Source organism: Rhodopseudomonas sp. BR0M22 (assembly GCF_010907035.1).
In the GTDB taxonomy this organism is placed as follows: Bacteria; Pseudomonadota; Alphaproteobacteria; order Rhizobiales; family Xanthobacteraceae; genus Rhodopseudomonas.
The window spans coordinates 1-23,667 of record NZ_QUMK01000024.1 but is presented as its reverse complement, the minus strand read 5'-3'; the positions used below and the strand labels follow the sequence as shown (position 1 = coordinate 23,667).

Below are 23,667 nucleotides of genomic sequence, written 5' to 3'. Positions count from 1 at the left end.
ATGGCGAAGGCGAATCAGGACATCGATGCACCTTTTCAGCGTTCCATCTTCGGCGCCGTTTCTGCGCACGATCATCGCGGCCCTGGTCGACGGCCGGCTGGTCGAGGGCTTCGAGGCGCGCACCGCGCCGGAGCGGCTCGCCGACGCCACGCTTTACTTGCCGACCCGGCGCGCCGGGCGGATGGCGCGCGAGATCTTCCTCGATGTGCTCGGCACCGATGCGGTGCTGCTGCCGCGGATCGTCGCGCTCGGCGATATCGACGAGGACGAGCTGGCCTTCGCGCAGGCTGCGTCAGGCCTTGCCGATCTGGAGATTCCGCCCGCGCTCGACGGGCTGCCGCGCCGGCTGTTGCTGGCGCAGCTGATCGCGAGCTGGGCGGCGCGGCTGAAGCCGGACGATCCGGCGCAGGCGCCGCTGGTGGTCGGCGGACCGGCCTCGGCGCTGGCGCTTGCCGACGATCTGGCGCGGCTGATCGACGACATGTCGACCCGCGGCGTCGATTGGTCGGCGCTCGGCACGCTGGTGCCCGATGCGTTCGATCGCTACTGGAGCCTGACGCTCGAATTCCTCAAGATCGCCGGCCACGCCTGGCCGCAATATCTGAAAGAGACCGACCGGATCGAACCGGCGGCACGCCGTGACCGGCTGATCGATGCCGAGGCGCAGCGGCTGGCGACCCAGCGCAGCGGGCCGGTGATCGCCGCCGGCTCGACCGGCTCGATGCCGGCAACCGCCAAACTGCTCACCGCCATCGCGCGATTGCCGCATGGCGCGGTGGTGCTGCCCGGGCTCGATGTCGATCTCGATGATGCGGCGTGGGGCTTGATCGGCGGCAGCCGCGACAAGCAGGGCAAGCTGGTGACGCTGCCGTCGCCCAACCATCCGCAATACGCCATGCACGGTCTGCTCGAACGGATGGGTGTAACGCGCCGCGACGTGCAGCAGCTCGGCGCGGCGGCTCGGCACGGCCGCGAACTGCTCGCCTCCGAGGCGCTGCGGCCATCGTCGGCGACGGCGGTGTGGCACGACCGGCTGAAGGATGCCGAGGTCGATCGTCTGATCGGCGAAGGCACTGATGGACTGACGCTGATCGAAGCGCCGAATTCGGAAGCCGAGGCGCTGGCGATCGCGGTGGTGCTGCGCGAGGCGCGTGAGCAGGGCAAGACCGCGGCGCTGGTCACGCCGGATCGCGCGTTGGCGCGCCGCGTCGTCGCCGCGCTCGGCCGATGGCATCTGCCGGTCGACGATTCCGGCGGCGACTTGCTGATGGAGACGCAGCCCGGCATTTTCGCGCGGCTCGCGGCTGAGACTGCGCTCGAAGGCTGCGAACCGGCGACGCTGCTGGCGCTGCTCAAGCATCCGCTGTTGCGGCTCGGCCGCACCGATCATGGCTGGCGTAGCGCGATCGAGATCTTGGAGCTGGCACTGCTGCGCGGCCCGCGGCCACCCGCCGGCTGTGATGGGCTCACCAAGGAATTTGCGATCTTCCGGGACGAGCTTGCCAAGCTGAAGCGCGGCGAGGCCAGCGCGCTGCATCCGTCCGAGCCGCGCACGCGATTGTCCGAACCTAGCCTCGATGAAGCGCAGCACCTCATCGCCGAGCTCAAAGCCGCGCTCGCGCCGCTGGAGACGTTCGGACCGAGCCCGCTCGATCTGTGCGAGATCGGCGCGCGGCATCGCGACGTCTTGAAGGCGCTGACGGCCGATCACGACGGCATCGTCGAAGTGTTCGAAGGTCCGCAAGGTTCGGCACTGCTGCGGGCGTTCGACGATCTCGCCGCGGTCGGACCGGCGAGTGGCGTGCTGGTCGCCGCGCGTGACTATGGCGAAGTGTTCGAGACTGCGTTCGGCGATCGCGTGGTCCGTCGTCCCGAACGCGCCGAGGCGCCGATCCGCATTTACGGCCCGCTCGAAGCGCGCCTGACCCAGCAGGACCGCATCGTGCTCGGCGGCCTAGTCGAGGGCATCTGGCCGCCGGCGCCGCGGATCGATCCGTGGCTGAGCCGGCCGATGCGGCACGACCTCGGGCTCGATCTGCCGGAACGCCGCATCGGCCTGTCGGCACACGACTTCGCGCAGGCGCTCGGCGCCGACGAGGTGTTCATCACCCACGCTGCGAAAGTCGGCGGCGCGCCGGCGGTAGCGTCGCGCTTCCTGCACCGGCTCGAAGCGGTCGCCGGCGAGGATCGCTGGAATGCGATGAAAGCGCGCGGTCAGATCTATCTGGACTACACGCACGAACTCGACCGCCCCGAGAGCGTGACGCCGATCGCACAGCCTGCACCGAAGCCGCCGCGGATCGCGCGGCCGCTGAAACTGCCGGTCACTGCGATCGAGGATTGGCTGCGCGATCCGTACACGATCTACGCCAAGTACATCCTGCGGCTGTCGCCGCTCGATCCGGTCGACATGCCGTTGTCGGGCGCCGATCGCGGCTCGGCGATCCATGCGGCGCTCGGCGAATTCACCGAGCGCTACCAGGACGCGCTACCGGACGATCCGGTGACGGCGCTGCGCCAGATCGGCCAGAAACACTTCGCGCCGCTGATGGACCATGCCGAGGCGCGTGCATTGTGGTGGCCGCGCTTCCTGCGGATCGCGACCTGGTTTGCCGGGTGGGAGCAGCAGCGTCGCACCGGCGTCGTGCAGGTGCAGGCGGAGCGGCGCGGCACGCTGACGATCCCGCTCGGTGGCGAGCGCAATTTCGAGCTGTCGGCGCGCGCCGATCGCATCGAACGGCGCGACGACGGCAGCTACGCGATCCTCGACTACAAGACCGGTCATCCGCCGACCGGCAAGCAGGTGCGGATGGGGCTGTCGCCGCAGCTCACATTGGAAGCGGCGATTCTGCGCGACGGTGGCTTTGAGGATATTCCGGCGGCCGCCTCGGTGAGCGAACTCACTTACGTCAAGCTCAGCGGCAACGCGCCGCCGGGCGATGAGCGCGTGCTCGAACTGAAGATCGAGCGCAAGGACGAGCCGCAGTACCCCGACGATGCCGCGGATGAGGCGCGTGCCAAGCTGGAAGGATTGGTGCGCCGCTTCGAGGACGAGAAGCAGTCCTATCGTTCGCTGGTGCTGTCGATGTGGTCGCAGCGCTACGGTACCTATGATGATCTGGCGCGGATCAAGGAATGGTCGGCGGCCGGCGGTCGCGGAGACGCGACGTCATGAGCCGCGTCATTCCCAACGAAGCCCGCGCGCGGCAGGAGATCGCCTCCGATCCGTCGGCATCGGTGTTCGTTTCCGCCAATGCCGGCTCGGGTAAGACCCATGTGCTGGTTCAGCGCGTGATCCGGCTGCTGCTCGACGGCGTCTCGCCGGAGCGCATCCTGTGTATCACCTTCACCAAGGCGGCCGCCGCCAACATGGCGGAGCGGGTGTTCACCACGCTCGGCCATTGGGTGAAGCTCGACGACGACGCGCTGACAACCGCGATCGGGGCTACCGGGGTCAAAACGGTCGGTCCTTCGCTGCTGGCGCAGGCGCGAAAACTGTTCGCCTGCGCGCTGGAGACGCCCGGTGGGCTGAAGGTGCAGACCATCCACGCGCTGTGTACGCGGCTGCTGCAGCAGTTTCCGTTCGAGGCCAACGTTCCGGCGCGGTTCAGCGTGCTCGACGATCGCGATCAGGCCGAGCTGATGCAACGCGCCAGCCTCGACGTGCTGCTGCGCGCCGCCGCGGCGCCGGACAGCGATGCCGGGCGCGCGCTGGCATTTGCGATGACCAGCGCCGCCGATGTCACCTTCCGCGACGTGGTCCAGGAAGCCTGCATGAGCCGCGATCGCTTCATGGCGTGGGTGGCGCAGGCCGGCAGTGTCGAGCGTGCGATGGCGCAATTGTCCGCCACGCTCGGCGTTGCGCCGGACGATAGCTGCGAGGTGGCCGATCGCGACATCGTCGATGGCCCGAACTTGCCGCGGTCGGAATGGGCTGCGGTCGCCGCCACGTTCGAAGGCGGCAGCGCCAACGATCAGGCGCAGGCTCGGCGCTTGCGCGAGGCGCTGGCGCTCACTGACGCGGCGCAGATCGACGCCTATCTCCAGGTGTTCTTCACCAAGGACAGCGGCCTGCGCAAAAACCTGATCACCAAGAAGCTCGGCGACGGCGCGCCCGGTCTCGCCGAGAGGCTGCAGCGGGAAGGCGCGCGGCTTGCCGGGCTGCTCGAACGCCGCCGCGCGCTGGCGTTGCGCGAGCGCACGCGGGCGCTGCTGGTGATCGCCGCGCAGGTTGCCGGCAACATCGCGCGCGAGAAGCGCGAGCGTGGGCTGCTCGATTACGACGACCTGATCGACAAGACGCTGGCGATGCTCGACAGCGGCGCGGCCGGATGGGTGCATTTCAAGCTCGACCGCGGTGTCGATCACGTGCTGATCGACGAAGCGCAGGATACGTCGCCGAAGCAGTGGAAGATCGTCGCCCGGTTGATCGACGAATTCACCGCGGGTGAAGGCGCCCGCGACGGCGTCCGGCGCACCATCTTCGCGGTCGGCGACGAGAAACAGTCGATCTTCTCGTTTCAGGGCGCGGTGCCGAAGGAGTTTGCCGAGTGGCGCGATCTGCTGCAGCGGCGGTTCACCGGCGCCGGGCTGACCTTCGAGAAGGTGGCGTTCAACTACTCGTTCAGGTCCGGTGCCGCGATCCTGCAGTCGGTCGATCACGTGTTTCGCGATCCGGCGATCTATCGCAGCATCCACGCCGATACGACTTATCCGGTGCATGCCTCTCTCGCCGACGCGGGACCGAGCCTGATCGATCTGTGGCCACTGGAAGTTCCGGACGATCGTCAGCAGATCGAAGGCTGGCAGGCGCCGTTCGATGCGGTCTCCGAAACCAGTCCCGAGGTCCGGCTTGCCGACAAGGTGCGGGGCGAAATCAGCGAACTGATCAGCCGCGGCACCCGGACCGGGCCGGTCGGCCAGCGCCGTCCGCTGAGCTACGGCGACGTGCTGATCCTGGTGCGGCGGCGCGGCTCGGCGTTCGACGCGGTGATCCAGGCATTGAAGCGCGGCGGCATTCCAGTGGCGGGCGCCGACCGGCTGAAGCTGACCGAGCACATCGCGATCATCGACCTGATGAATCTCGCCGATGCGCTGCTGTTGCCGCAGGACGATCTGGCGCTCGCAGTGGCGCTGAAGAGTCCGCTGTTCGGGCTCGACGACGACGACCTGTTCAAGCTGGCCTGGCAGCGCAAGGGCCCGCTCCGTGCCGCGCTCGCCGATCATGCCGCGGGCGATCAGAGGTTTGCGGCCGTGCAGCGCCGGCTGGAGAGCTACGCGGCCCGGGCACAGGCTGAAACGCCGTTCGGGTTCTTCGCCTGGCTGCTCGGCGGCGACGGCAGCGACAGCGGCCGCGCCCGCATCCTGCGCCGGCTCGGGCCGGAGGCCAACGATGCGCTCGACGAATTTCTCGAACTGGCGCTGAGCTTCGAGCAGAAGCGCGCGCCGTCGCTGCAAGGCTTCATGGCGTGGCTGCGCGAGGCCGACACCGAGATCAAACGCGATATGGAAATCTCGCGTGATGAGGTCCGGGTGATGACCGTGCACGGCGCCAAGGGTCTGGAAGCGCCGGTGGTGTTCCTGATCGACACCACTTCGTCGCCGGCCGACACCCAGCGGCTCAACCTGATCCGGCTGCCGGGCGGCAACGCCGCGCCGGGTTCTGTCGCCGCGATGGTATGGGCGGGCCGCAAGGCCGACGATCCGGAGGTCGTTGCCAACGCGCGCGGCGCGATGATCGAGGAGACCGAGGACGAGTATCGCCGGCTGCTCTATGTCGCGATGACCCGCGCGGCCGACCGGCTGATCGTCGGCGGCTGCATGCCGGGCAACCGCAACGAGGTGCGGCCGCACTCCTGGTACGACCTGATCAGCAAGGGGCTGGAGTCGTCCGGGCTGATGATGCAGCCGGTCCCGCCGGACGGCGTGATCAAGCGCTACTGCCGTCCGGAGGATGTGATCGACGAAACCGGCGCGGCGACGCCGAGCCGCGAGGCGACGGTCACGTCGCTGCCCGATTGGCTGCGCCGGCCCGCGCCCGGCCTGCCGTCCGCCGAACAGGTGTTGCGGCCCTCGGATGCCGAGGACGACGATCGCCGGCGATTGCGGCCAGGGGAGACCGATGCGAGCCGCAGCCGCGCGCTGCAGCGCGGCACGCTGGTACACCGCCTGCTGCAATCGCTGCCGGACATTGCTGCACTGGATCGCCTCGGCGCTGCCGGGCGGTTTCTCGCTCGCAATGCGCCGGACTGGAGCGAGGAGGATCGGGGGACGCTCGTCGCCCAGGTGCTCGGGCTGATCGCCGATGCGAGATTCGCGGCGGTGTTCGGCCCCGGCAGCCGCGCCGAAGTGCCGATCGTCGGACGGCTGCAGCGCCGGGGTGGCCCGGTGCTGGTCTCCGGCCAGATCGACCGCCTGGTGGTGACCGAATCCGAGGTCCTGATCGTCGATTACAAGACCAACCACGCCCCGCCGCGGGTCGAGGCCGAGGCGCCGCGCGCTTACGTCCGCCAGCTCGCCCGCTACCGGGCGGTGCTCGGCGCGATCTATCCACAGCGCACCGTCCGGGCCGCCCTGCTCTGGACCGAAGCGGCTGAAATCATGGAGATTTCGTCCTCTGCGCTGGACGCGGAGCAGGCCGATCTGACGGTGGCGTGAGCCGTGCTTGACCGCACCGCGGTGCGTTCATACGTTCACCCGTCATCACGGCGCGATTCCCGCCGCCGCTCTTCATCCGGTTTCACGAGGTATCCTATGGCCGTTGGTAAGGTGTCAGACGCCGATTTCGAAAACGAGGTTCTCAACGCCCAGGGGCCTGTGGTGGTGGACTTCTGGGCCGAGTGGTGTGGCCCGTGCCGCATGATCGCGCCGGCGCTCGACGAAATCGCCGGGGCGATGGGCGACAAGGTCAAGATCGTGAAGCTCAACGTCGACGAGAGCCCGGTCACCGCCTCGAAGTATGGCGTGATGTCGATCCCGACCCTGATGATTTTCAAGGGCGGCGAAATGGCCTCGCGTCAGGTCGGCGCGGCGCCGAAGGCCAAGCTGCAGCAGTGGATCAGCGCGGCGGTCTGATCGCCGAACCAGGATCGGTTTTCTGAACGGCCGGCGAAAGCCGGCCGTTTGTACGAGGGTTCCCGCTCAGGCCGGAACGATCCAGCCGGTCGCGGCCGCGCGGGCCAAATCCGGCATGAAGTTGCGTTCCGCCAGTGCGGCCATCTCGGCCGAGTCGTAGGGCACGAGGCGCAGCGAGACGTGCCACGCGCCGCGCACCCGGTCGATGATCGCGTAGCTCGCATCCGGTGTCCCGGTCTGCATCACGTGCGGATAAGGGTGGCGGTCGCGATAGCCCGGGCAGCCTGCGCTGCCCGGATTGACGATCAGCCGGCCGTCACGCAGCCGCACGGCGCGTGGAATATGCGTGTGCGCGCACAGAATCAGTGACTGCGGCACGCCCTCCGCCTGCGCCTCGATGGCCGCCTGATCCGACATCCGGATCGCCCCCTCCGGCGTCACGGTTTCGAGCCAATAGGTCTCGTCGCTGCGCGGCGTCGCGTGACAGAGGAAGACGCCGTCGGCGAGCACTTGCGTGGCCGGAATGCCGCGCAGCCAGTCGAGATGATGCGCGTCGAGCTGATCGAAGGCGATCGTGTCCCACGACCCCATGCGGTCGCGTGGGCGATCGATCAGATAGCGGTCGTGATTGCCGAGCACTACGCTCATCTCGAGCGTCATCAGCAGATCAAGCGTGAGCCGCGGATCGAACGGTCCGCTCGCCATGTCGCCCAGGCAGACGATCGTATCGACGCCCTGCGTGCGGATATCGGCGAGCACCGCTTCCAGCGCCGCGATGTTGCCGTGCATGTCGGCGATGGCGGCGATCCGCATCCGTGGGTCTCTTCCGTCAGGTAGGCGGCGTGCCGTTGAGGTTCAGCACATGGCCGGCCAGATACAGCGATCCGGTGATCAGGATACGCGGCGGGAGCTCGTAGGCAAGCGAGGCGATCCGCCGGAGCGCCGCAGGGACGTCATCGGCGAGTTCGACGCGTAGGCCGAGCGCGCGGCCGGCATCGGCGAGATGCTCGGGCCGCATCGCGCCGTCGCGATGCGGGATCGGCACCGCGATCAGGTGCCGGGTCAGGCCGGTGAAGTTGGCGAGGAACGCGGATGCGTCCTTGTTCGCCATCATCCCGGCGATCAGCACCAGAGGCCGCGATACCCGTTCTTCCAGATCGCCGAGCGCGGCGGCGGCGACGCGTCCGCCATCGGCATTGTGGCCGCCGTCGAGCCAGAGTTCGCAGCCTGACGGTGCATCGTTGAGCAGTTTGCCGGACGTCATTCGCTGCATCCGCGCCGGCCACTCGGCCGCCTGCAATCCGGCCTGATAGGCGCTTTGCGGAATCGCAAAGTGCGATTGCGCGCGCAGCGTTGCGATCGCCAGGCCGGCATTGTCGATCTGATGCCGCCCGAACAATTTCGGCGCGTCGAGATCGAGTAGTCCGCGCTCGTCCTGATAGACGAGCCGGCCGTGTTCGAGCTGGACGTGCCATTGCTGGCCGCAGGCGAACAGCGGCGCACGCAGCCGCTTGGCCTCGCGCTCGATCACCTCCATTGCGGCGTCGCGCTGCTCGGCGACGATCACCGGCACGCCGCGCCGCAGGATGCCGGCCTTCTCGGCCGCGATGTCGGCGATGGTCGGGCCCAAGAATTCGGTGTGGTCGATGCCGATCGGCGTCAGCACGCAGGCCAGCGGTTGCTCGATGACGTTGGTGGCGTCGAGCCGGCCGCCGAGCCCGACTTCGAGCAGCGTGACGTCGGCGGGATGCTGCGCGAACAGCCACAGCGCAGCGGCGGTCTCGATCTCGAACAGCGTGATCGGCGCGCCGGCATTGGCGCGCTCGCAATCCGCCAGCGCCGTCGCCAGCGCGTCGTCGCCGACCAGCTGGCCGGCGATCCGGATGGTCTCGTTGACGTGGACCAGATGCGGCGAGGTGTAGGCGTGGACATTGAGGCCTGCGGCCTCGAGGATCGCGCGCAGGAACGCGACGGTCGAGCCCTTGCCGTTGGTGCCGGCGACATGGATCACCGGCGGTAGCTTGCGCTCGGGATGGCCGAGCGCGGCGAGCAGGCGTTCGATCCGGCCGAGATCGAGGTCAATGCGCTCGGGATGCAGCTGCGCCAGCCGCGCGCGCAACTCGGCTACGGACGGCGATGATGGTGGCGTGCTGCCTTCGCTCACGCCTGCGGCGCGGCCGGCGCAGCCGGCGGTTCGGTCGGGTTCGACACCGCCTCGTCGGTGGTCTCGATCGCCTCGATCTCCGGCTTGGCATCGTCGACGGGCGTGGTGGCCACGGTCTCGACCACGGCGGCCGGCGCCTTGGTCAGAATCCGGCACAGCCGCGCCAAAGTCGGGCGGAGGTCGTGGCGGTGGACCACCATGTCGACCATGCCGTGGTCTTTGAGGTATTCGGCGCGCTGGAAGCCGTCCGGCAGCTTCTCGCGGATGGTCTGTTCGATCACGCGGGCGCCGGCGAAGCCGATCAGCGCGCCGGGTTCGGCGATGTGGATGTCGCCGAGCATCGCATAGGAGGCGGTGACGCCGCCGGTGGTCGGGTTGGTCAGCACCACGATGTAGGGCAGCTTGGCTTCGCGCAGCATCTGCACCGCGACGGTGGTGCGCGGCATCTGCATCAGCGACAAGATGCCTTCCTGCATCCGCGCGCCGCCGGAGGCCGCGAACATGATGAAGGGCGCGTGCTTCTCCACCGCGAGTTCCATGCCGCGGATGATGGCTTCGCCCGCCGCCATGCCGAGCGAACCGCCCATGAAGTCGAAGTCCTGCACCGCGACCACGACCGGGAAGGTTTCGAGCTTGCCGAAGCCGACGCGGACCGCGTCATGGGCGCCGGTCTTGGTGCGGGCGTCCTTGATGCGGTCGGCGTATTTGCGCTCGTCGCGAAATTTGAGCGGGTCGGCCACCACTTCGGGCAGCGCGACGTCGTACCAGGTCTCGTGGTCGAACACCGACTTCAGGCGCGCCAGCGCGCCCATCCGCATGTGGTAGTTGGAGCCGGGAATGACGAACTGGTTCTGCTCGACGTCCTTGTAGAACACGAGCTGTCCGGTATCCGGACATTTGATCCAGAGGTTCTCCGGCGTATCGCGCCGCAGAATGTTGCGGATCTTCGGACGGACGACGTTGGTCAACCAGTTCATAACGTGCTCCGCGCGTCGCCGGACAAGGCGCCGCCTGGGTTCATGGCGTTGTCAGGATATGGCGGCGGGGCTCGGCCCCGTCCAGACCATCGTCCTGCTTCGATTGCTGCTATTCGGCAGCCTGTTTCGCACCGCGAACGCCGGCCGCCAGCGAGGCGACCAGATCCGCCACCGCGCCGACCGTCGCCTTGGTGGCGCGACCCTCGGCGTCGAGGCTGGCCTTGACCGCATCGATCAGAGCCGAGCCCACCACCGCGCCGTTCGCCTGCGCGGCGATCGCCTGCGCCGCTTCCGGCGTGCGAATGCCGAAGCCGACGCAGACCGGCAGGCTGGTGTGACGCTTGATCCGCTGCACCGCGGCGCCGACCGCCGAGGCGTCCGCCGAGGCCGATCCGGTGATGCCGGTGATCGAGACGTAATAGACGAAGCCCGAAGTGTTGGCGAGCACCGCCGGCAACCGCTTTTCGTCGGTGGTCGGGGTGGCGAGGCGGATGAAGTTGAGCCCGGCCTTCATGGCCGGCAGGCACAGCTCTTCGTCCTCTTCGGGCGGCAGATCGACGATGATCAGGCCGTCGACACCGGCCTGCTTGGCGTCGGCCAGGAACGCATCGACGCCGTAGATGTAGATCGGGTTGTAATACCCCATCAGCACGATCGGCGTGACGTTGTCGGTGGTGCGGAAGTCGCGGACCAGTGCTAGCGTCTTCTTCAGCGTGGTGCCGGCCTTCAGGGCGCGCAGGCCGGCGGCCTGGATCGCCGGGCCGTCCGCCATCGGGTCGGTGAACGGCATGCCGATTTCGATCACATCGGCGCCGGCGGCCGGCAGAGCCTTGAGGATCTGCAGCGAGGTGTCGAGATCGGGATCGCCCGCCATCACGAAGGTAACGAAGGCAGGGCGGCCCTCGTGTGCGAGATCGGCGAAGCGGGTGTCGATACGGGTGGTCATCAGAACTGCCCCCCGAGATGTTCGGCAACGGACGCGAGGTCCTTGTCGCCGCGGCCGGACATGTTGACGACCATCAGATGATCCTTCGGCAGCTTGGGCGCGAGGTCGGCGACCTTGGCGAGGGCGTGGCTCGGCTCCAGCGCCGGGATGATGCCTTCGAGCCGGCAGCACAGTTTGAACGCGTCGAGCGCTTCGGTGTCGGTCGCGGACAGGAATTTGACGCGGCCGACATCGTGCAGCCAGGAGTGCTCCGGGCCGACGCCCGGATAGTCGAGGCCGGCGGAGATCGAATGCGCTTCCTCGATCTGGCCGTCCGGGTCCATCAACAGATAGGTGCGGTTGCCGTGCAGCACGCCGGGCTTGCCGCCGGCGATCGAGGCGGCGTGCAGCTTGTCGAGGCCGTGGCCCGCGGCTTCGACGCCGTAGATCGCAACGCCTGGGTCGTCGAGGAACGGATGGAACAGGCCCATCGCGTTGGAGCCGCCGCCGATGCAGGCGACCAGCGAGTCGGGCAGGCGGCCTTCGGCCTGCATGATCTGCTCGCGGACTTCCTGACCGATCACCGCCTGAAAGTCGCGCACCATCATCGGATAGGGATGCGGGCCCGCCACGGTGCCGATGCAATAGAAGGTGTCGTGGACGTTGGTGACCCAGTCACGCAGCGCCTCGTTCATCGCGTCCTTCAGCGTGTGGGCGCCGGAGCTCACGGGGCGGACTTCGGCGCCGAGCGCCTTCATCCGCAGCACGTTGGGCTGCTGGCGTTCGACGTCGACCGCGCCCATGAACACCACGCATTCGAGGCCGAACTTGGCGCACATCGTCGCGGTGGCGACGCCGTGCATGCCGGCGCCGGTCTCGGCGATCACCCGCGGCTTGCCCATGCGCTTGGCCAGCATGATCTGGCCGAGCACGTTGTTCACCTTGTGGGCGCCGGTGTGATTGAGGTCTTCGCGCTTGAAGTAGATCTTGGCGCCGCCGAAATGCTCGGTCAGCCGCTCGGCGAAATACAGCGCCGACGGCCGGCCGACATAGTGCTTGAGATGGCCGTCCATCTCGGCACGGAACGCCGGGTCGACCTTGGCTTGCGCATAGGCCTTCTCCAGATCGAGGATCAGCGGCATCAGCGTCTCGGCGACGAAGCGGCCGCCATAGATGCCGAAATGCCCGCGTTCGTCGGGGCCCGACCTGAAGGAGTTCGGCAAAGCTTGGTTCATGTCAGCTCTTGGGTTAGGCCGCGCGGGCGGCGCGGATGAAGTCGCGGATCAGGTCCGGGTCTTTTTCGCCCGGCGAGGTTTCCACCCCCGACGAGACGTCGACGCCATGCGCGCGCGTCACCCGCAGCGCTTCGGCGACATTGCCGGCGTTGATCCCGCCGGAGACCAGGAAAGGCAGTTTGACATCGACGCCGTCGAGCAGCTTCCAGTCGAACGCGGTGCCGAGCCCGCCGGGCCGGGTGGCGTCCTTCGGCGGCCTTGCGTCGAACAGGATGCGGTCGGCGACTGCGGCATAGTCCGGCAGCACCGCCAGATCGTCCGGGCCGGCCACCGCAATCGCCTTCATCACCGGCAGGCCGTAGATCCGCTTGATCGAACGCACCCGCTCCGGGCTCTCGCTGCCGTGGAATTGCAGCCAGTTCGGCCGAAGCTGCTCGACGATGGCGTCGAGCAGGTCGTCGTCGGCATCGACGGTGAGCGCGACTTTGGCGGCGCGGCTGCGGACTTGACGGCCGAGCGCATCGGCGAAGTCGATGTCGAGGTGACGCGGTGAAGCGGGGAAGAACACGAAGCCGACCATATCGGCGCCGGCTTCGACCGCTGCTTCCAGCGTGTCGGCGGTCGTCAGACCGCAGATTTTCACAATGGTGGACATGGCTATGCGCTGAATCTGGGTTGCCGGCGCTCCAGGGCGCCGCAGAGAACGCGCAGTCTTACAACGTCGCGCGGGACTTGTCGCGTCCGGCGCCGGTGGAACCGTTCTCGAGCAGCAGCCGGCGCGGTTCGCTCTGTGCCGGCGTCGCCATGCTGGCACGCAGGCTCGCGAGCTGGTTCTGCGCTTCGATGGCTTCGGCCTGATGCCGGCGGGCGGCGCGTCGCCAATGACGCTGTCTGAACCAGGTGGCGATACCGCCGAGGATCACGCCGATGATGGCGGTGGCGATGATCACGACGAACAGCGGCAACCGGATATTACCGAGCGGGCTGGTGGGGTCGAGCGGGTCGAACGACACATCGACCATGTGGCGGTTGGCGACCGCGAACACCACGAGGATCAAACCGAGCGGGATCAGCACCAGGGCCGTCAGGAATTTCTGCATGTCATTCGCTCGCCTGGCTCGGCAATGGAGCGTCGCGCTACGCTGTATCGCTGGTTGGGGCGTCGTCGCCGCTGTCGCGGTTCAGCCGCTCACGCATTTCCTTGCCGGTCTTGAAAAACGGCACGGTCTTCTGCTCGACCGGCACATGAGCCCCGGTGCGCGGATTGCGGCCGGCCCGTGCCGGACGATGCTTCACCGAGAATGCGCCAAAGCCGCGAAGCTCGACCCGATCCCCACGCGCTAATGCATCGACGATTTCGTCGAGGATCGCGTTGACGATGTTCTCGACGTCCCGCTGGTACAGGTGCGGGTTGTGCTCGGCGATACGCTGAACGAGTTCGGATTTGATCATCGAAGATGTGGTCCGTGCGTGCGGACCGCCATTTCCGTGAAAATGCCGTGAACTGTCAAGACGCTAAATCGGATGGACGTCCGCGGAAACAGCGGCTTGGCGGCAGTTTCGGCACCGTCTTCCGGCGAAACGCCGCCAGCGCCTGCACGCCCAGCGGGCACAGATCAGATCAATGCGAGGCGGCCGGTGCCCACAGCGCCAACATGCCGTCCATACTGAGCCGCTCGACCGACTGCATCGCGCCGGTCTGTTCGACGCGGCGCGCCATCGCACTGAGGCCGACCGCGTCGAATGCGATCGACGCCGCAGCGCGCAAGAAAGTCAGATCGCCGAATTGCGGGGCCAGCTTGTAGTCGCGCACCGGCAGACCGGATTTGACGTTCTTGGCCTTCTCGAGCCAGGCGATTGCGGTCTTTTCGTTGCCGAGTTCGTCGATCAACTTCAGACCGATCGCCTGCCGCCCGGTGAACACGCGTCCGTCGGCGACGACGTTGAGTTGATCGTCGGTCATCTTGCGGCTCTGCTGCACCATGCCGCGGAACCAGGCGTAGGAATCCTTCACCAGCGATTCCAATGCGGCGCGCGCCTCCGGGCTGGTCGGTTCGAAGCCGTTCGGCGCGGCCTTCAGCGGCGACGATTTCACTTCCTCGACTTTGACGCCGACGGTCTTCAGCAGTTCCGACACGTTCGGATACTGGAACAGAACACCGATCGAACCGACCAGCGAGGTCTGCTGGGCAACGATATGGTCGGACGCGAGAGCCGCGATGTAGCCGCCCGAGGCGGCGAGCCCTTCGACCACCACGACCATCGGCTTCTTCGCCTTCAGCCGGACCAGCGCGTCGTGCAATTCCTCGGAGCCTGCGGTGGTGCCGCCCGGCGAATTGATGTGAACGACCACGGCCGAATAGGACGACTTGCCGAGCCGGTCGAGCGCTTCGATGCGTTCGTCGTTGCTGCGGATCAGGCCTTCGATCTTGATGCGGGCGATCGATCCGGTCGAGGTCAGCGCACCGCGTCCGGCCGGCGACACCATCGCGCCGATCGCCACCACGGCAACGATCGCCACCAACACGGCGGCCACCCGCCAGAACGTCAGCTTCCTTCGCATCCGGCGGCGATCGACGATCACATCGGAATCAAGCGACATCAGCGGTTCTCCGGTCGGCGGCCATCATGCGGTTGTCGGGCGGGATCGTTGACGACCCATGATCGGATTACATCAATTGCAATCCAATATGAAGAAAACATGGTTCGTGCCGCAGCGTACTCGGCTCGCCGCGGTTGCGTGGTACTGGCCGTCACATGGCTGACCGCGTGCAACGACATCGCGTGCAATGACATGCGTGCAACGAAAAAGGGCCCCGGCGATGCCGGAGCCCTTCGATTTCGTCAGGTAAGCGCGAGGCTTACTTGTCGCGCTGCTTGAGCGCGGTGCCGAGAATGTCGCCCAGCGTCGCGCCCGAATCGGACGAGCCGTACTGCGCGATGGCTTCCTTCTCCTCGGCCACTTCCAGCGCCTTGATCGACACCTGGACCTTGCGGGCCTTCTTGTCGAACTGGATGACGCGGGCGTCGACCTTTTCGCCAACCGCGAAGCGGTCGCTGCGCTGGTCGTTGCGGTCGCGCGCCAGCTCCGAGCGCTTGATGAAGGTGTTGAAGTCGGTGCCGACGATCTGCACGTCGATACCGCTTTCCTTCACGTCGAGCACTTCGCAGGTCACGACCGCACCCTTCTTGACGTCGCCCGGCTCGGCGAAGGGATCGCCTTCGAGCTGTTTGACGCCGAGCGAGATGCGCTCCTTTTCGACATCCACGTCGAGCACCACGGCCTTGACCATGTCGCCCTTCTTGAAGTTGTCGATCACCTGTTCGCCCGGCTGCTTCCAGTCGAGGTCCGAGAGGTGGACCATGCCGTCGACGTCGCCGTCGAGACCCAGGAACAGGCCGAACTCGGTCTTGTTCTTGACCTCGCCTTCGACGGTCGAGCCGACCGGATGCTTCTCGACGAACACTTCCCACGGATTGCGCATGGTCTGCTTGAGACCGAGCGAGATGCGGCGCTTGACCGAATCCACCTCGAGCACCTGCACTTCGACTTCCTGAGAGGTCGAAACGATCTTGCCGGGGTGCATGTTCTTCTTGGTCCACGACATCTCGGAGACGTGGATCAGGCCTTCGATGCCCGGCTCGAGCTCGACGAACGCACCGTAGTCGGTGATGTTGGTGACGCGGCCGGTGAAGCGCGCGTTCAGCGGGTACTTGGCCTCGATGCCCTGCCACGGATCGTCCAGCAGCTGCTTCATGCCGAGCGAGATGCGGTGAGTCTCGTGGTTGATCTTGATGATCTTGACCTTGACGGTCTGGCCGATGGTCAGCACCTCGGTCGGGTGATTGACCCGGCGCCAGGCGATATCGGTCACATGTAGCAGGCCGTCGATGCCGCCGAGGTCGACGAACGCACCGTAATCGGTGATGTTCTTGACGACGCCGTCGATCACCTGACCCTCTTCGAGGTTCTGCACCAGCTCCTGGCGCTGCTCGGCGCGGGTCTCTTCCAGCACGGTCCGGCGCGACACCACGATGTTGCCGCGGCGGCGATCCATCTTGAGAATCTGGAACGGCTGCGAGTTGTTCATCAGCGGCGCGACGTCGCGGATCGGACGGATGTCGACCTGGGAGCGCGGCAGGAACGCCACGGCGCCGTCGAGGTCGACCGTGAAGCCGCCCTTGACCTGATTGAAGATGACGCCGAACACCTTCTCGTTGGCGTTGAACGCCTTCTCGAGCTTGCCCCAGCTCTCTTCGCGGCGCGCCTTGTCGCGCGACAGCACGGCTTCGCCGAGCGCATTCTCGATCCGGTCGAGGAACACCTCGACGGTATCGCCGACCTTGATCTCGTTGTCGCGGCCCGGACCGGCGAATTCGCGCAGCGGCACGCGGCCTTCGGTCTTCAGGCCGACGTCGATGACGGCCATGTCCTTCTCGATCGCGACCACCTTGCCCTTGATAACCGAGCTTTCCTGCAGGTTACCGCCGGCGAAGGACTCGTCGAGCATCGCAGCGAAATCGTCACGGGTCGGATTGTAAGTGTCAGTCGAAGCCATTTGTTCTCCAGATGCGGATGTCGCCGGCAGTTCGGTTGAGGGCCGTCTCGCGCGCGCAGTGTCAGGGGTCCGCGAACCTGACGACCGCCCAGCACATCGGTGCGGAGCGGGCCGGCAGCATGCCTGCACGGTCGAGACGTTGATCCGCGGTGAGGCGGATCGCAGATAGGGGCATTCCAGCAGAACGTCCGGCGGCAAAAGAAGCGACGAATCCGAAACGGATCGCGCGGTCTTTATCCGGCCATCGCGGCGGTGGCGGCGGAGCGGGCGAACCTCCAATGACGGCGTCAGTTTGGTCCTTAGACCCGACGCCGGCCCGCTCGAACGGCCTCGACAATGTCGATGGCGGCCCGGACGCCGCCTTCTATATCCAAATAGGAATTATCGAGCAAGACTGCATCCGGTGCTTGCTTCAGCGGTGCCGCGGAGCGGTTCTGGTCGCGTTCGTCGCGCTTGAGGATGTCGGCCAGGATGACCGCCTCGTCGGCGGGCTCGCCGCGGGACTGCGCTTCCAGGAAGCGGCGGTGGGCACGGACCTCGGCGGAGGCGACCACGAAGATCTTCACCTCGGCATCCGGGCAGATCACCGTGCCGATGTCGCGGCCGTCGAGCACGGCGCCCGGCGGCGTGGCCGCGAAGCTCTGCTGGAATTCGACCAGCGCGGCGCGAACCCGCGGATGCGCCGACACCACCGAGGCGGCCTCGCCGGCGGCTTGACTCTTCAGCGCCGGGTCGTCGAACCGGGCCGGGTCGAGCGTGCGGGCGACCTCGGCGGCACGCGCCTCGTCGGTCAGGTCGGCACCGGCGTCCAGCATCGCCTTGCCGACCGCGCGGTAAATTACCCCGGTATCAAGGTGCCTGAGTCCGTAATGCGCGGCCAGCCGCTTGGCGAGCGTGCCCTTGCCCGATGCGGCAGGTCCGTCGATTGCGATGATCATTCTCTGTTGCATTCCAATTGCTTGGTGCGCCTGTGCGGTCAGCGTGGCACTCCGACGCGGACAGGCGATCGTTTGCAGCCGTGAACGACTGGGTATAAACCCGCGATCCGCCGAAGCCAGCCTCGTTGGCGATTTCCTATCAATCTCTGCCCGGACCCTTCCTGGATGGCCACGCCCGCTTTCGTCAAACGCATTACGCGATCGGATGCGGTCCTGTCGCTCGGCGTCAACTTTTCCAAGATCTATTTTAAGTTCGTGATGTGGACCGGCCGGTACGACCGGCAGGCCGTTCCGATCCCCGAGCCTTACATCCTGGCGATGTGGCACGGGCGGCTGATCATGGCGCCGATGCTGCAGACCAAGAGCAAGCCGCTGGTCGCGCTGATCAGCGGACATCGCGACGGCAAGATCATCTCCAGGGTCGGGGCCGCGTTCGGGATTCAGACCGCGGTCGGCTCGTCCTCGCGCGGCGGCATGCGGGCGGCGCGCGAAATGATGCGGCTTGGAAAGTCCGGCCACAGCCTGTTCGTCACGCCCGACGGCCCGCGCGGTCCGCGGATGCGCATCAACAGCGAGGGCGTTCTCGATCTGGCGCGGCTGACCGGCATGCCGATCCTTCCGGTCTCGGTCAGCCTGTCACGTCACAAGCTGCTTCGGAGCTGGGATCGGCTGATGCTGCCGGGATTGTTCGCAAAGGTTGCGATCCGGTTCGGCGAGCCGATCACCGTCGAGGCAGGCTCGCCGACCGCAGAGATCGCCGAGCGGCTGCAGGCGGCTCTGACCGCCGCGCAGAACGAAACCGACCGGCTTGTCGGCGTTCAGCCGGTCGAAGCGGCCTGAAGCTCAGCCGAATTCGGCGCCGAGCCGCCGCATCATCGGGACGAAGTCCGGGAAGCTGGTGGCGATGAAGGCGGTGTCGTCGACCGTCACCGGCTTGTCCGAGGCGAGGCCCATGGCGAGAGCCGACATCGCGATGCGATGATCCATATGGGTGGCGACCACGCCGCCGCCCGGCACATGGCCCTTGCCCTCGACGATCAGGTCGTCGCCGGCGATCTCGACCGCGACGCCGTTGACCCGCAGCATTGCCGCCGTCGCTTCCAACCGGTCGCTTTCCTTGACCCGCAATTCGTGCAGGCCGCGCATCACGGTGGTGCCTTCGGCGAACGCCGCGGCAACTGCCAGCACCAGATATTCGTCGATCATCGACGGCGCGCGCTCCGGCGGCACCTCGACGCCCTTCAGCTTCGAGCCCCGCACCCGGAAGCGGGCCATCGGCTCTCCGGCATCGCCCCGGACATCGTGTTCCTCGATCGAGGCGCCCATTTCGCGCAGCGTCGTGATCAGCCCGGTGCGCAGCGGGTTGGTCATCACGTCGGTCAGTTCGATGTCGGAGCCGGGCACCACCAGCGCCGCCACCATCGGGAAGGCGGCCGACGACGGATCGGCCGGCACCACCACAGGAGCGCCGCGCAATTCCGGTTGGCCGGTTAACGAAATCTTACGGCCGTGAGCGCCTTCGGCCTCGGTGACGATGGTGGCGCCGAAATGCTGCAGCATCAGTTCGGTGTGGTCGCGGCTGGCTTCGGCCTCGATCACGGTGGTGACGCCGGGCGCCGACAGGCCGGCGAGCAGCACGGCGGATTTGATCTGCGCCGACGGCACCGGGGTGCGGTACAGAATCGGCAGCGGATCGCGGGCGCCCTGCAGGGTCAGCGGCAGCCGGCCGCCCTCGTGGCTCGACATCACCTTGGCGCCCATCAGCTCGAGCGGATCGACGATTCGCCGCATCGGCCGGCTGCGCAGCGACGCATCCCCGTCGAACGTCGCCACGATCGGCGATCCCGCCACCGCGCCCATCGCCAGCCGGCAGCCGGTGCCCGAATTGCCGAAATCCAACGGGCCTTCCGGCGTCGCAAAGCCTGCGACGCCGACGCCGTGCACGCGCCATTCGCAATCGCCGGTGCGCTCGACCTTTGCGCCCAGCGCGCGCATCGCCTTGGCGGTGTTGAGAACGTCCTCGCCCTCGAGCAGGCCAGAGATTCGGGTCTCGCCGACTGCCAGCGCGCCGAGAATCAGCGCCCGATGCGAAATCGACTTGTCGCCCGGGACGCGCGCGGTGCCGTGCAGCGCGCCGCTCTTGCGCGCCTGCAGCGGCGTAGGCTGGTTCGAATCGGTCAAGATGGTGGTCCCTTGCGGCTGCGGGTGATTCGGCTCGGCGCCACGGCCCGCCTCGCGGCCTTCGGCATAAACCGCTATTGACAGCGGCGTGCCAACTAGCCAAGTGAAGCACCGTTTTTCAAGAAATCCCAAGGTTGCACAAGTGGCGAAATCCGATCTCGGAACCAAACGTATTTGCCCGACGACGGGCAAAAAGTTCTACGATCTGAACAAGAACCCCGTGATTTCGCCCTATACCGGCGAAGTGGTGCCGATTGCACCGGTCGCGGCGCCGCGCACCCGTGCGGAACAGCGCGCGCCCACTGGCGCGGATACCGAAGCGCCCGAGGCGATGGAGTCCGAAGAGCTGGTGTCGCTCGAGGAAGCCGATGCCGAAGAGAACACCGGCAAGGTCAAGGCCGCGGTGCCGGAATCCGAGGACGATATCGAAATCGACGAGTCGATCGACGACGATGACGACGATTCGACCTTCATCGCCGATGAAGAAGAAGAGGATGAAGACGTCACGGACATCATTGGTGACGTTTCTGGCGATGAGGAGACTTGAGATCGTCGCCGATATGTGATCAACGATTGCCGCGCGGCCAATTTTGATTTGCGCCGCGCACCCAGGGTAAGGGGCCATAGCTCAGCTGGGAGAGCGCTTGCATGGCATGCAAGAGGTCGGCGGTTCGATCCCGCCTGGCTCCACCATCCTTCCCCCTCAGGCTTTTGTTTTGCTCAGGCGCACATCCAGCGCCGCCGCTCAGGCCCGAAGCGCTGAAGCCTCCTACGCGCTGCGAACGAAGCCGAAGCCCGCCGGCATTTGCCAAGACGATGCGGAGAACGGTAAGTTCGCCGTCCCTTTGAAGCTTCGGTAAGAAAGCCCTTATGACCTCTGCATCGATGCCCGGCGCGATCGCCGGATTGCGCGTGATCGATCTGACCCGCGTGCTCGGCGGCCCCTACTGCACCCAGATCCTCGCCGACCACGGCGCCAACGTCATCAAGGTCGAACCGCCGGCCGGCGACGAAGTGCGCGACTGGGGCCCTCCCTTCCATGACGAGGACGCGGCGTATTTTCTCGGCGTGAACCGCAACAAGCGGTCGATCGGCCTCGACCTCGCCTCGCCCGGCGGGCGCGAGGTGCTGCTGAAGATGCTCGAAGGCGCCGACGTGCTGATCGAGAACTTCAAGCCCGGCACGCTCGACAAATGGGGCCTGTCGAACGAAGTGATTCGCGAGAAGTTTCCGCGGCTGGTGCATTGCCGGATTTCGGGCTTCGGCGCCGACGGCCCGCGCGGCGGCAACCCCGGCTACGACGCCATCATCCAGGCGATGACCGGCATGATCGCGGCGACCGGCTCGCCGGAGAGCGGACCGGTGCGAATCGGTGTGCCGCTGGTCGACATCACCACCGGCCTCTACGCAACGATCGGTATCCTGATGGCGCTGGCGGAGCGTGAGCGCTCCGGCAAGGGGCAGTTCGTGGAGACCACGCTGTACGAAACCGGTCTCGCGATCATGCATCCGCATACCGCTAACTACTTCCTGCACGGCAAGCCGCCGTCGCTGACCGGCAACGAGCATCCGAATCTGGTGCCGTATTCGACCTTCAACGCCCGCGACGGTCAGATCTTTACCGGTGTCGGCAATGACGGCACCTTCCGCAAGCTGTGCAAGGAGATCGGCAAGCCGGAGCTGGGCACCGATCCGCGCTTCGCGCGCAACAAGGACCGCATCGCCAACCGCGCTGCGCTCCGTGCCGAACTCGAGGCGGTGTTCAGCCAGCACGATGCGGTGCCGCTGTGCGACCGGCTGCTCAACGCCGGCCTGCCGGCCGGTCCGGTGCAGTCGATCGACAAGGCGCTGACCAGCCCGCACACCGCTTACCGCGGCGATGTGATCGAGAAGGATTGGTACAAGGGCGTGGCCTCGCCGATCCGGTTCGAGCGCACCAAGGCAAGCCTGCGCAGCCTGCCGCCGAAGTTCAGCCAGCACGCCAGCGAGGTGCTCGGCGAGTTCGGCTATTCGGCCGACGACATCTCCAAGATGGTCGCTGACGGCATCGTCAGCGGTTCGGAGCGCAAACGCTGATCGGAACGGCGCCGGCGGCAAAGCCGGCGCCGACGACTGCGATGCAGCAATTCTTGCATCGCATCATAGGCTTCTCCGGCGGCAGCGATGCCGCCGCTTCCCTACCCGGCGGCCGCTCGATACGGTCATGTGCCTGTCATTGCGTGCTGCTACGCGCGCCCACCACGACAGTGACGTGCCCAACCGGGAGGTTTTCATGGCATTTCGACCCTTTGGCCTGACTGCGGTCGCCGCGACGGCAATCGCTGCGACGTTGGCGCTGGCTGCGCCGGCGCATGCGGTCACCGAGATTCAGTGGTGGCACGCGATGACCGGCGGCAACAACGACGTCATCGTCAAGCTGGCCAACGACTTCAATGCCGCACAGAGCGACTACAAGGTGGTGCCGACCTACAAGGGTGGCTACGCCGATACCATGAACGCCGGCATCGCCGCGTTCCGCGCCGGCAATGCTCCTGCCATCCTGCAGGTGTTCGAGGTCGGCACCGCCACCATGATGGCGGCGACCGGCGCGGTGAAGCCGGTCTACAAGCTGATGCAGGAGACCGGCGAGCCGTTCGATCCGAAGGCATATCTGCCGGCGATCACCGGCTACTACTCGACCTCGAAGGGCGAGATGCTGTCGTTCCCCTTCAACTCGTCGTCGATGGTGATGTGGGTCAATCTCGACGCGCTGAAGAAGGCTGACATCGCCGAGATCCCGAAGACCTGGCCGGAGGTGTTCGACGACGCCAAGAAGCTGAAAGCGGCCGGCTACGCCACTTGCGGCTTCTCGACCGCCTGGGTCACCTGGGCCAATCTAGAACAGCTCTCGGCCTGGCACAACGTGCCGCTGGCCAGCAAGGCCAACGGTCTCGACGGTTTCGACACCAAGCTGGAATTCAACGGGCCGGTGCAGGTCAAGCATCTGCAGAAGCTGATCGAGCTGCAGAAGGACAAGACCTACGATTACTCCGGCCGCACCAACACCGGCGAGGGCCGCTTCACCTCGGGTGAATGCCCGCTGTTTCTGACCTCGTCGGGCTTCTTCGGCAACGTCAAGAACCAGGCCAAGTTCAATTGGACCAACGCGCCGATGCCCTACTATCCCGACGTGAAGGGCGCGCCGCAGAATTCGATCATCGGCGGCGCCTCGCTGTGGGTGATGGGCGGCAAGTCTCCTGAAGAATACAAGGGCGTCGCCAAATTCCTGGCGTTCCTGTCCGACACCGACCGCCAGGTCGCGATCCACAAAGCCTCGGGCTATCTGCCGATCACCAAGGCGGCCTACGAGAAGGCCAAGGCCGACGGCTTCTACAAGGATCAGCCTTACCTCGAAACGCCGATCAAGGAACTCACCAACAAGCCGCCGACCGAGAACTCCCGCGGCCTGCGGCTCGGCAACATGGTGCAGCTCCGCGACGTCTGGGCCGAGGAAATCGAGCAAGCACTGGCCGGCAAGAAGACCGCCCAGGAAGCCCTCGACGCCGCCGTCACCCGCGGCAACGTGATGCTGCGGCAGTTCGAGAAGACGGCGGTGAGGTAGCTACTTCAAACGC

At 66.6% G+C, this 23,667-nt stretch carries 19 protein-coding genes and 1 tRNA gene; 8 read left to right on the top strand and 12 right to left on the bottom strand.

Going from position 1 to position 23,667, the window contains the following annotated elements; translation table 11 throughout:
• Positions 1-25 precede the first annotated feature (25 nt).
• The 3 genes from addB (at position 26) to trxA (ending at position 7,074) form a co-directional block, all read left to right on the top strand.
• On the top strand, positions 26-3,175 hold the full coding sequence (gene addB, locus DY468_RS10000) for a double-strand break repair protein AddB (RefSeq protein WP_164604665.1): 3,150 nt from the start codon (positions 26-28) through the stop codon (positions 3,173-3,175).
• Positions 3,172-6,657, top strand: a complete 3,486-nt coding sequence (addA, locus tag DY468_RS09995) for a double-strand break repair helicase AddA (protein ID WP_164604664.1) — start codon at positions 3,172-3,174, stop codon at positions 6,655-6,657. The genes addB and addA overlap by 4 nt, the downstream gene beginning before the upstream one ends.
• Before the next feature lie 96 nt (positions 6,658-6,753).
• Positions 6,754-7,074 carry a thioredoxin gene (gene trxA / locus DY468_RS09990; RefSeq protein ID WP_011155644.1) on the top strand — a complete coding sequence of 107 codons (321 nt, stop codon included), beginning with the start codon at positions 6,754-6,756 and terminating at the stop codon, positions 7,072-7,074.
• A gap of 66 nt (positions 7,075-7,140) precedes the next feature.
• On the opposite strand, the gene DY468_RS09985 is transcribed toward trxA, so the two are convergent.
• The 11 genes from DY468_RS09985 to cmk form a co-directional block, all read right to left on the bottom strand.
• Complete coding sequence (locus DY468_RS09985) at positions 7,141-7,887, bottom strand: metallophosphoesterase family protein (protein ID WP_164604663.1); 747 nt, start codon at positions 7,885-7,887, stop codon at positions 7,141-7,143.
• Positions 7,888-7,903: 16 nt separating this feature from the next.
• Entirely contained in the window at positions 7,904-9,238 is a 1,335-nt protein-coding gene (locus DY468_RS09980) for a bifunctional folylpolyglutamate synthase/dihydrofolate synthase (protein WP_164604662.1), read from the bottom strand.
• Complete coding sequence (gene accD / locus DY468_RS09975; RefSeq protein WP_164604661.1) at positions 9,235-10,215, bottom strand: acetyl-CoA carboxylase, carboxyltransferase subunit beta; 981 nt, start codon at positions 10,213-10,215, stop codon at positions 9,235-9,237. The genes DY468_RS09980 and accD overlap by 4 nt, the downstream gene beginning before the upstream one ends.
• A gap of 109 nt (positions 10,216-10,324) precedes the next feature.
• Complete coding sequence (gene trpA / locus DY468_RS09970) at positions 10,325-11,161, bottom strand: tryptophan synthase subunit alpha (RefSeq protein ID WP_164604660.1); 837 nt, start codon at positions 11,159-11,161, stop codon at positions 10,325-10,327.
• Positions 11,161-12,375, bottom strand: a complete 1,215-nt coding sequence (trpB, locus tag DY468_RS09965) for a tryptophan synthase subunit beta (protein WP_164604659.1) — start codon at positions 12,373-12,375, stop codon at positions 11,161-11,163. The genes trpA and trpB overlap by 1 nt, the downstream gene beginning before the upstream one ends.
• Positions 12,376-12,388: 13 nt before the next feature.
• Complete coding sequence (locus DY468_RS09960; protein WP_164604658.1) at positions 12,389-13,030, bottom strand: phosphoribosylanthranilate isomerase; 642 nt, start codon at positions 13,028-13,030, stop codon at positions 12,389-12,391.
• 58 nt (positions 13,031-13,088) lie between these two features.
• Positions 13,089-13,475, bottom strand: a complete 387-nt coding sequence (locus tag DY468_RS09955; protein WP_164604657.1) for a lipopolysaccharide assembly protein LapA domain-containing protein — start codon at positions 13,473-13,475, stop codon at positions 13,089-13,091.
• Positions 13,476-13,512: 37 nt separating this feature from the next.
• Positions 13,513-13,827, bottom strand: coding sequence for an integration host factor subunit beta (locus DY468_RS09950; RefSeq protein ID WP_164604656.1), 315 nt, complete (start codon positions 13,825-13,827; stop codon positions 13,513-13,515).
• A 169-nt stretch (positions 13,828-13,996) separates the two neighbouring features.
• Positions 13,997-14,977, bottom strand: a complete 981-nt coding sequence (sppA, locus tag DY468_RS09945; RefSeq protein ID WP_164604655.1) for a signal peptide peptidase SppA — start codon at positions 14,975-14,977, stop codon at positions 13,997-13,999.
• A gap of 259 nt (positions 14,978-15,236) precedes the next feature.
• Positions 15,237-16,934, bottom strand: a complete 1,698-nt coding sequence (gene rpsA, locus DY468_RS09940; protein ID WP_164604654.1) for a 30S ribosomal protein S1 — start codon at positions 16,932-16,934, stop codon at positions 15,237-15,239.
• A gap of 299 nt (positions 16,935-17,233) precedes the next feature.
• A complete protein-coding gene (cmk, locus tag DY468_RS09935; protein ID WP_164604653.1) occupies positions 17,234-17,872 on the bottom strand; it encodes a (d)CMP kinase in 639 nt (212 codons plus the stop codon).
• Positions 17,873-18,037: 165 nt separating this feature from the next.
• On the opposite strand from cmk, the gene DY468_RS09930 reads away from it, so the two are divergent.
• Complete coding sequence (locus tag DY468_RS09930) at positions 18,038-18,712, top strand: lysophospholipid acyltransferase family protein (protein WP_164604652.1); 675 nt, start codon at positions 18,038-18,040, stop codon at positions 18,710-18,712.
• Between the two features lie 3 nt (positions 18,713-18,715).
• On the opposite strand, the gene aroA is transcribed toward DY468_RS09930, so the two are convergent.
• Positions 18,716-20,053 carry a 3-phosphoshikimate 1-carboxyvinyltransferase gene (gene aroA / locus DY468_RS09925; protein WP_164604651.1) on the bottom strand — a complete coding sequence of 446 codons (1,338 nt, stop codon included), beginning with the start codon at positions 20,051-20,053 and terminating at the stop codon, positions 18,716-18,718.
• A 142-nt stretch (positions 20,054-20,195) separates the two neighbouring features.
• On the opposite strand from aroA, the gene DY468_RS09920 reads away from it, so the two are divergent.
• The 4 genes from DY468_RS09920 (at position 20,196) to ugpB (ending at position 23,654) form a co-directional block, all read left to right on the top strand.
• On the top strand, positions 20,196-20,600 hold the full coding sequence (locus DY468_RS09920; protein WP_164604650.1) for a TIGR02300 family protein: 405 nt from the start codon (positions 20,196-20,198) through the stop codon (positions 20,598-20,600).
• A gap of 70 nt (positions 20,601-20,670) precedes the next feature.
• A tRNA-Ala gene (locus DY468_RS09915) sits at positions 20,671-20,746 on the top strand.
• A gap of 177 nt (positions 20,747-20,923) precedes the next feature.
• Complete coding sequence (locus DY468_RS09910) at positions 20,924-22,129, top strand: CaiB/BaiF CoA transferase family protein (protein ID WP_164604649.1); 1,206 nt, start codon at positions 20,924-20,926, stop codon at positions 22,127-22,129.
• A 196-nt stretch (positions 22,130-22,325) separates the two neighbouring features.
• Positions 22,326-23,654 (top strand): sn-glycerol-3-phosphate ABC transporter substrate-binding protein UgpB, encoded by a 1,329-nt coding sequence (gene ugpB / locus DY468_RS09905; RefSeq protein WP_164604648.1) that lies wholly within the window; start codon positions 22,326-22,328, stop codon positions 23,652-23,654.
• Positions 23,655-23,667 lie beyond the last annotated feature (13 nt).

Bases quoted from the DNA above. Each gene is read 5' to 3' on its own strand.
- addB (WP_164604665.1), top strand. From the start codon at position 26: ATGCACCTTTTCAGCGTTCCATCTTCGGCGCCGTTTCTGCGCACGATC.
- addA (WP_164604664.1), top strand. From the start codon at position 3,172: ATGAGCCGCGTCATTCCCAACGAAGCCCGCGCGCGGCAGGAGATCGCC.
- trxA (WP_011155644.1), top strand. From the start codon at position 6,754: ATGGCCGTTGGTAAGGTGTCAGACGCCGATTTCGAAAACGAGGTTCTC.
- DY468_RS09985 (WP_164604663.1), bottom strand. From the start codon at position 7,887: ATGCGGATCGCCGCCATCGCCGACATGCACGGCAACATCGCGGCGCTG.
- accD (WP_164604661.1), bottom strand. From the start codon at position 10,215: ATGAACTGGTTGACCAACGTCGTCCGTCCGAAGATCCGCAACATTCTG.
- trpA (WP_164604660.1), bottom strand. From the start codon at position 11,161: ATGACCACCCGTATCGACACCCGCTTCGCCGATCTCGCACACGAGGGC.
- trpB (WP_164604659.1), bottom strand. From the start codon at position 12,375: ATGAACCAAGCTTTGCCGAACTCCTTCAGGTCGGGCCCCGACGAACGC.
- DY468_RS09960 (WP_164604658.1), bottom strand. From the start codon at position 13,030: ATGTCCACCATTGTGAAAATCTGCGGTCTGACGACCGCCGACACGCTG.
- DY468_RS09955 (WP_164604657.1), bottom strand. From the start codon at position 13,475: ATGCAGAAATTCCTGACGGCCCTGGTGCTGATCCCGCTCGGTTTGATC.
- DY468_RS09950 (WP_164604656.1), bottom strand. From the start codon at position 13,827: ATGATCAAATCCGAACTCGTTCAGCGTATCGCCGAGCACAACCCGCAC.
- sppA (WP_164604655.1), bottom strand. From the start codon at position 14,977: ATGTCGCTTGATTCCGATGTGATCGTCGATCGCCGCCGGATGCGAAGG.
- rpsA (WP_164604654.1), bottom strand. From the start codon at position 16,934: ATGGCTTCGACTGACACTTACAATCCGACCCGTGACGATTTCGCTGCG.
- cmk (WP_164604653.1), bottom strand. From the start codon at position 17,872: ATGATCATCGCAATCGACGGACCTGCCGCATCGGGCAAGGGCACGCTC.
- DY468_RS09930 (WP_164604652.1), top strand. From the start codon at position 18,038: ATGGCCACGCCCGCTTTCGTCAAACGCATTACGCGATCGGATGCGGTC.
- DY468_RS09910 (WP_164604649.1), top strand. From the start codon at position 20,924: ATGACCTCTGCATCGATGCCCGGCGCGATCGCCGGATTGCGCGTGATC.
- ugpB (WP_164604648.1), top strand. From the start codon at position 22,326: ATGGCATTTCGACCCTTTGGCCTGACTGCGGTCGCCGCGACGGCAATC.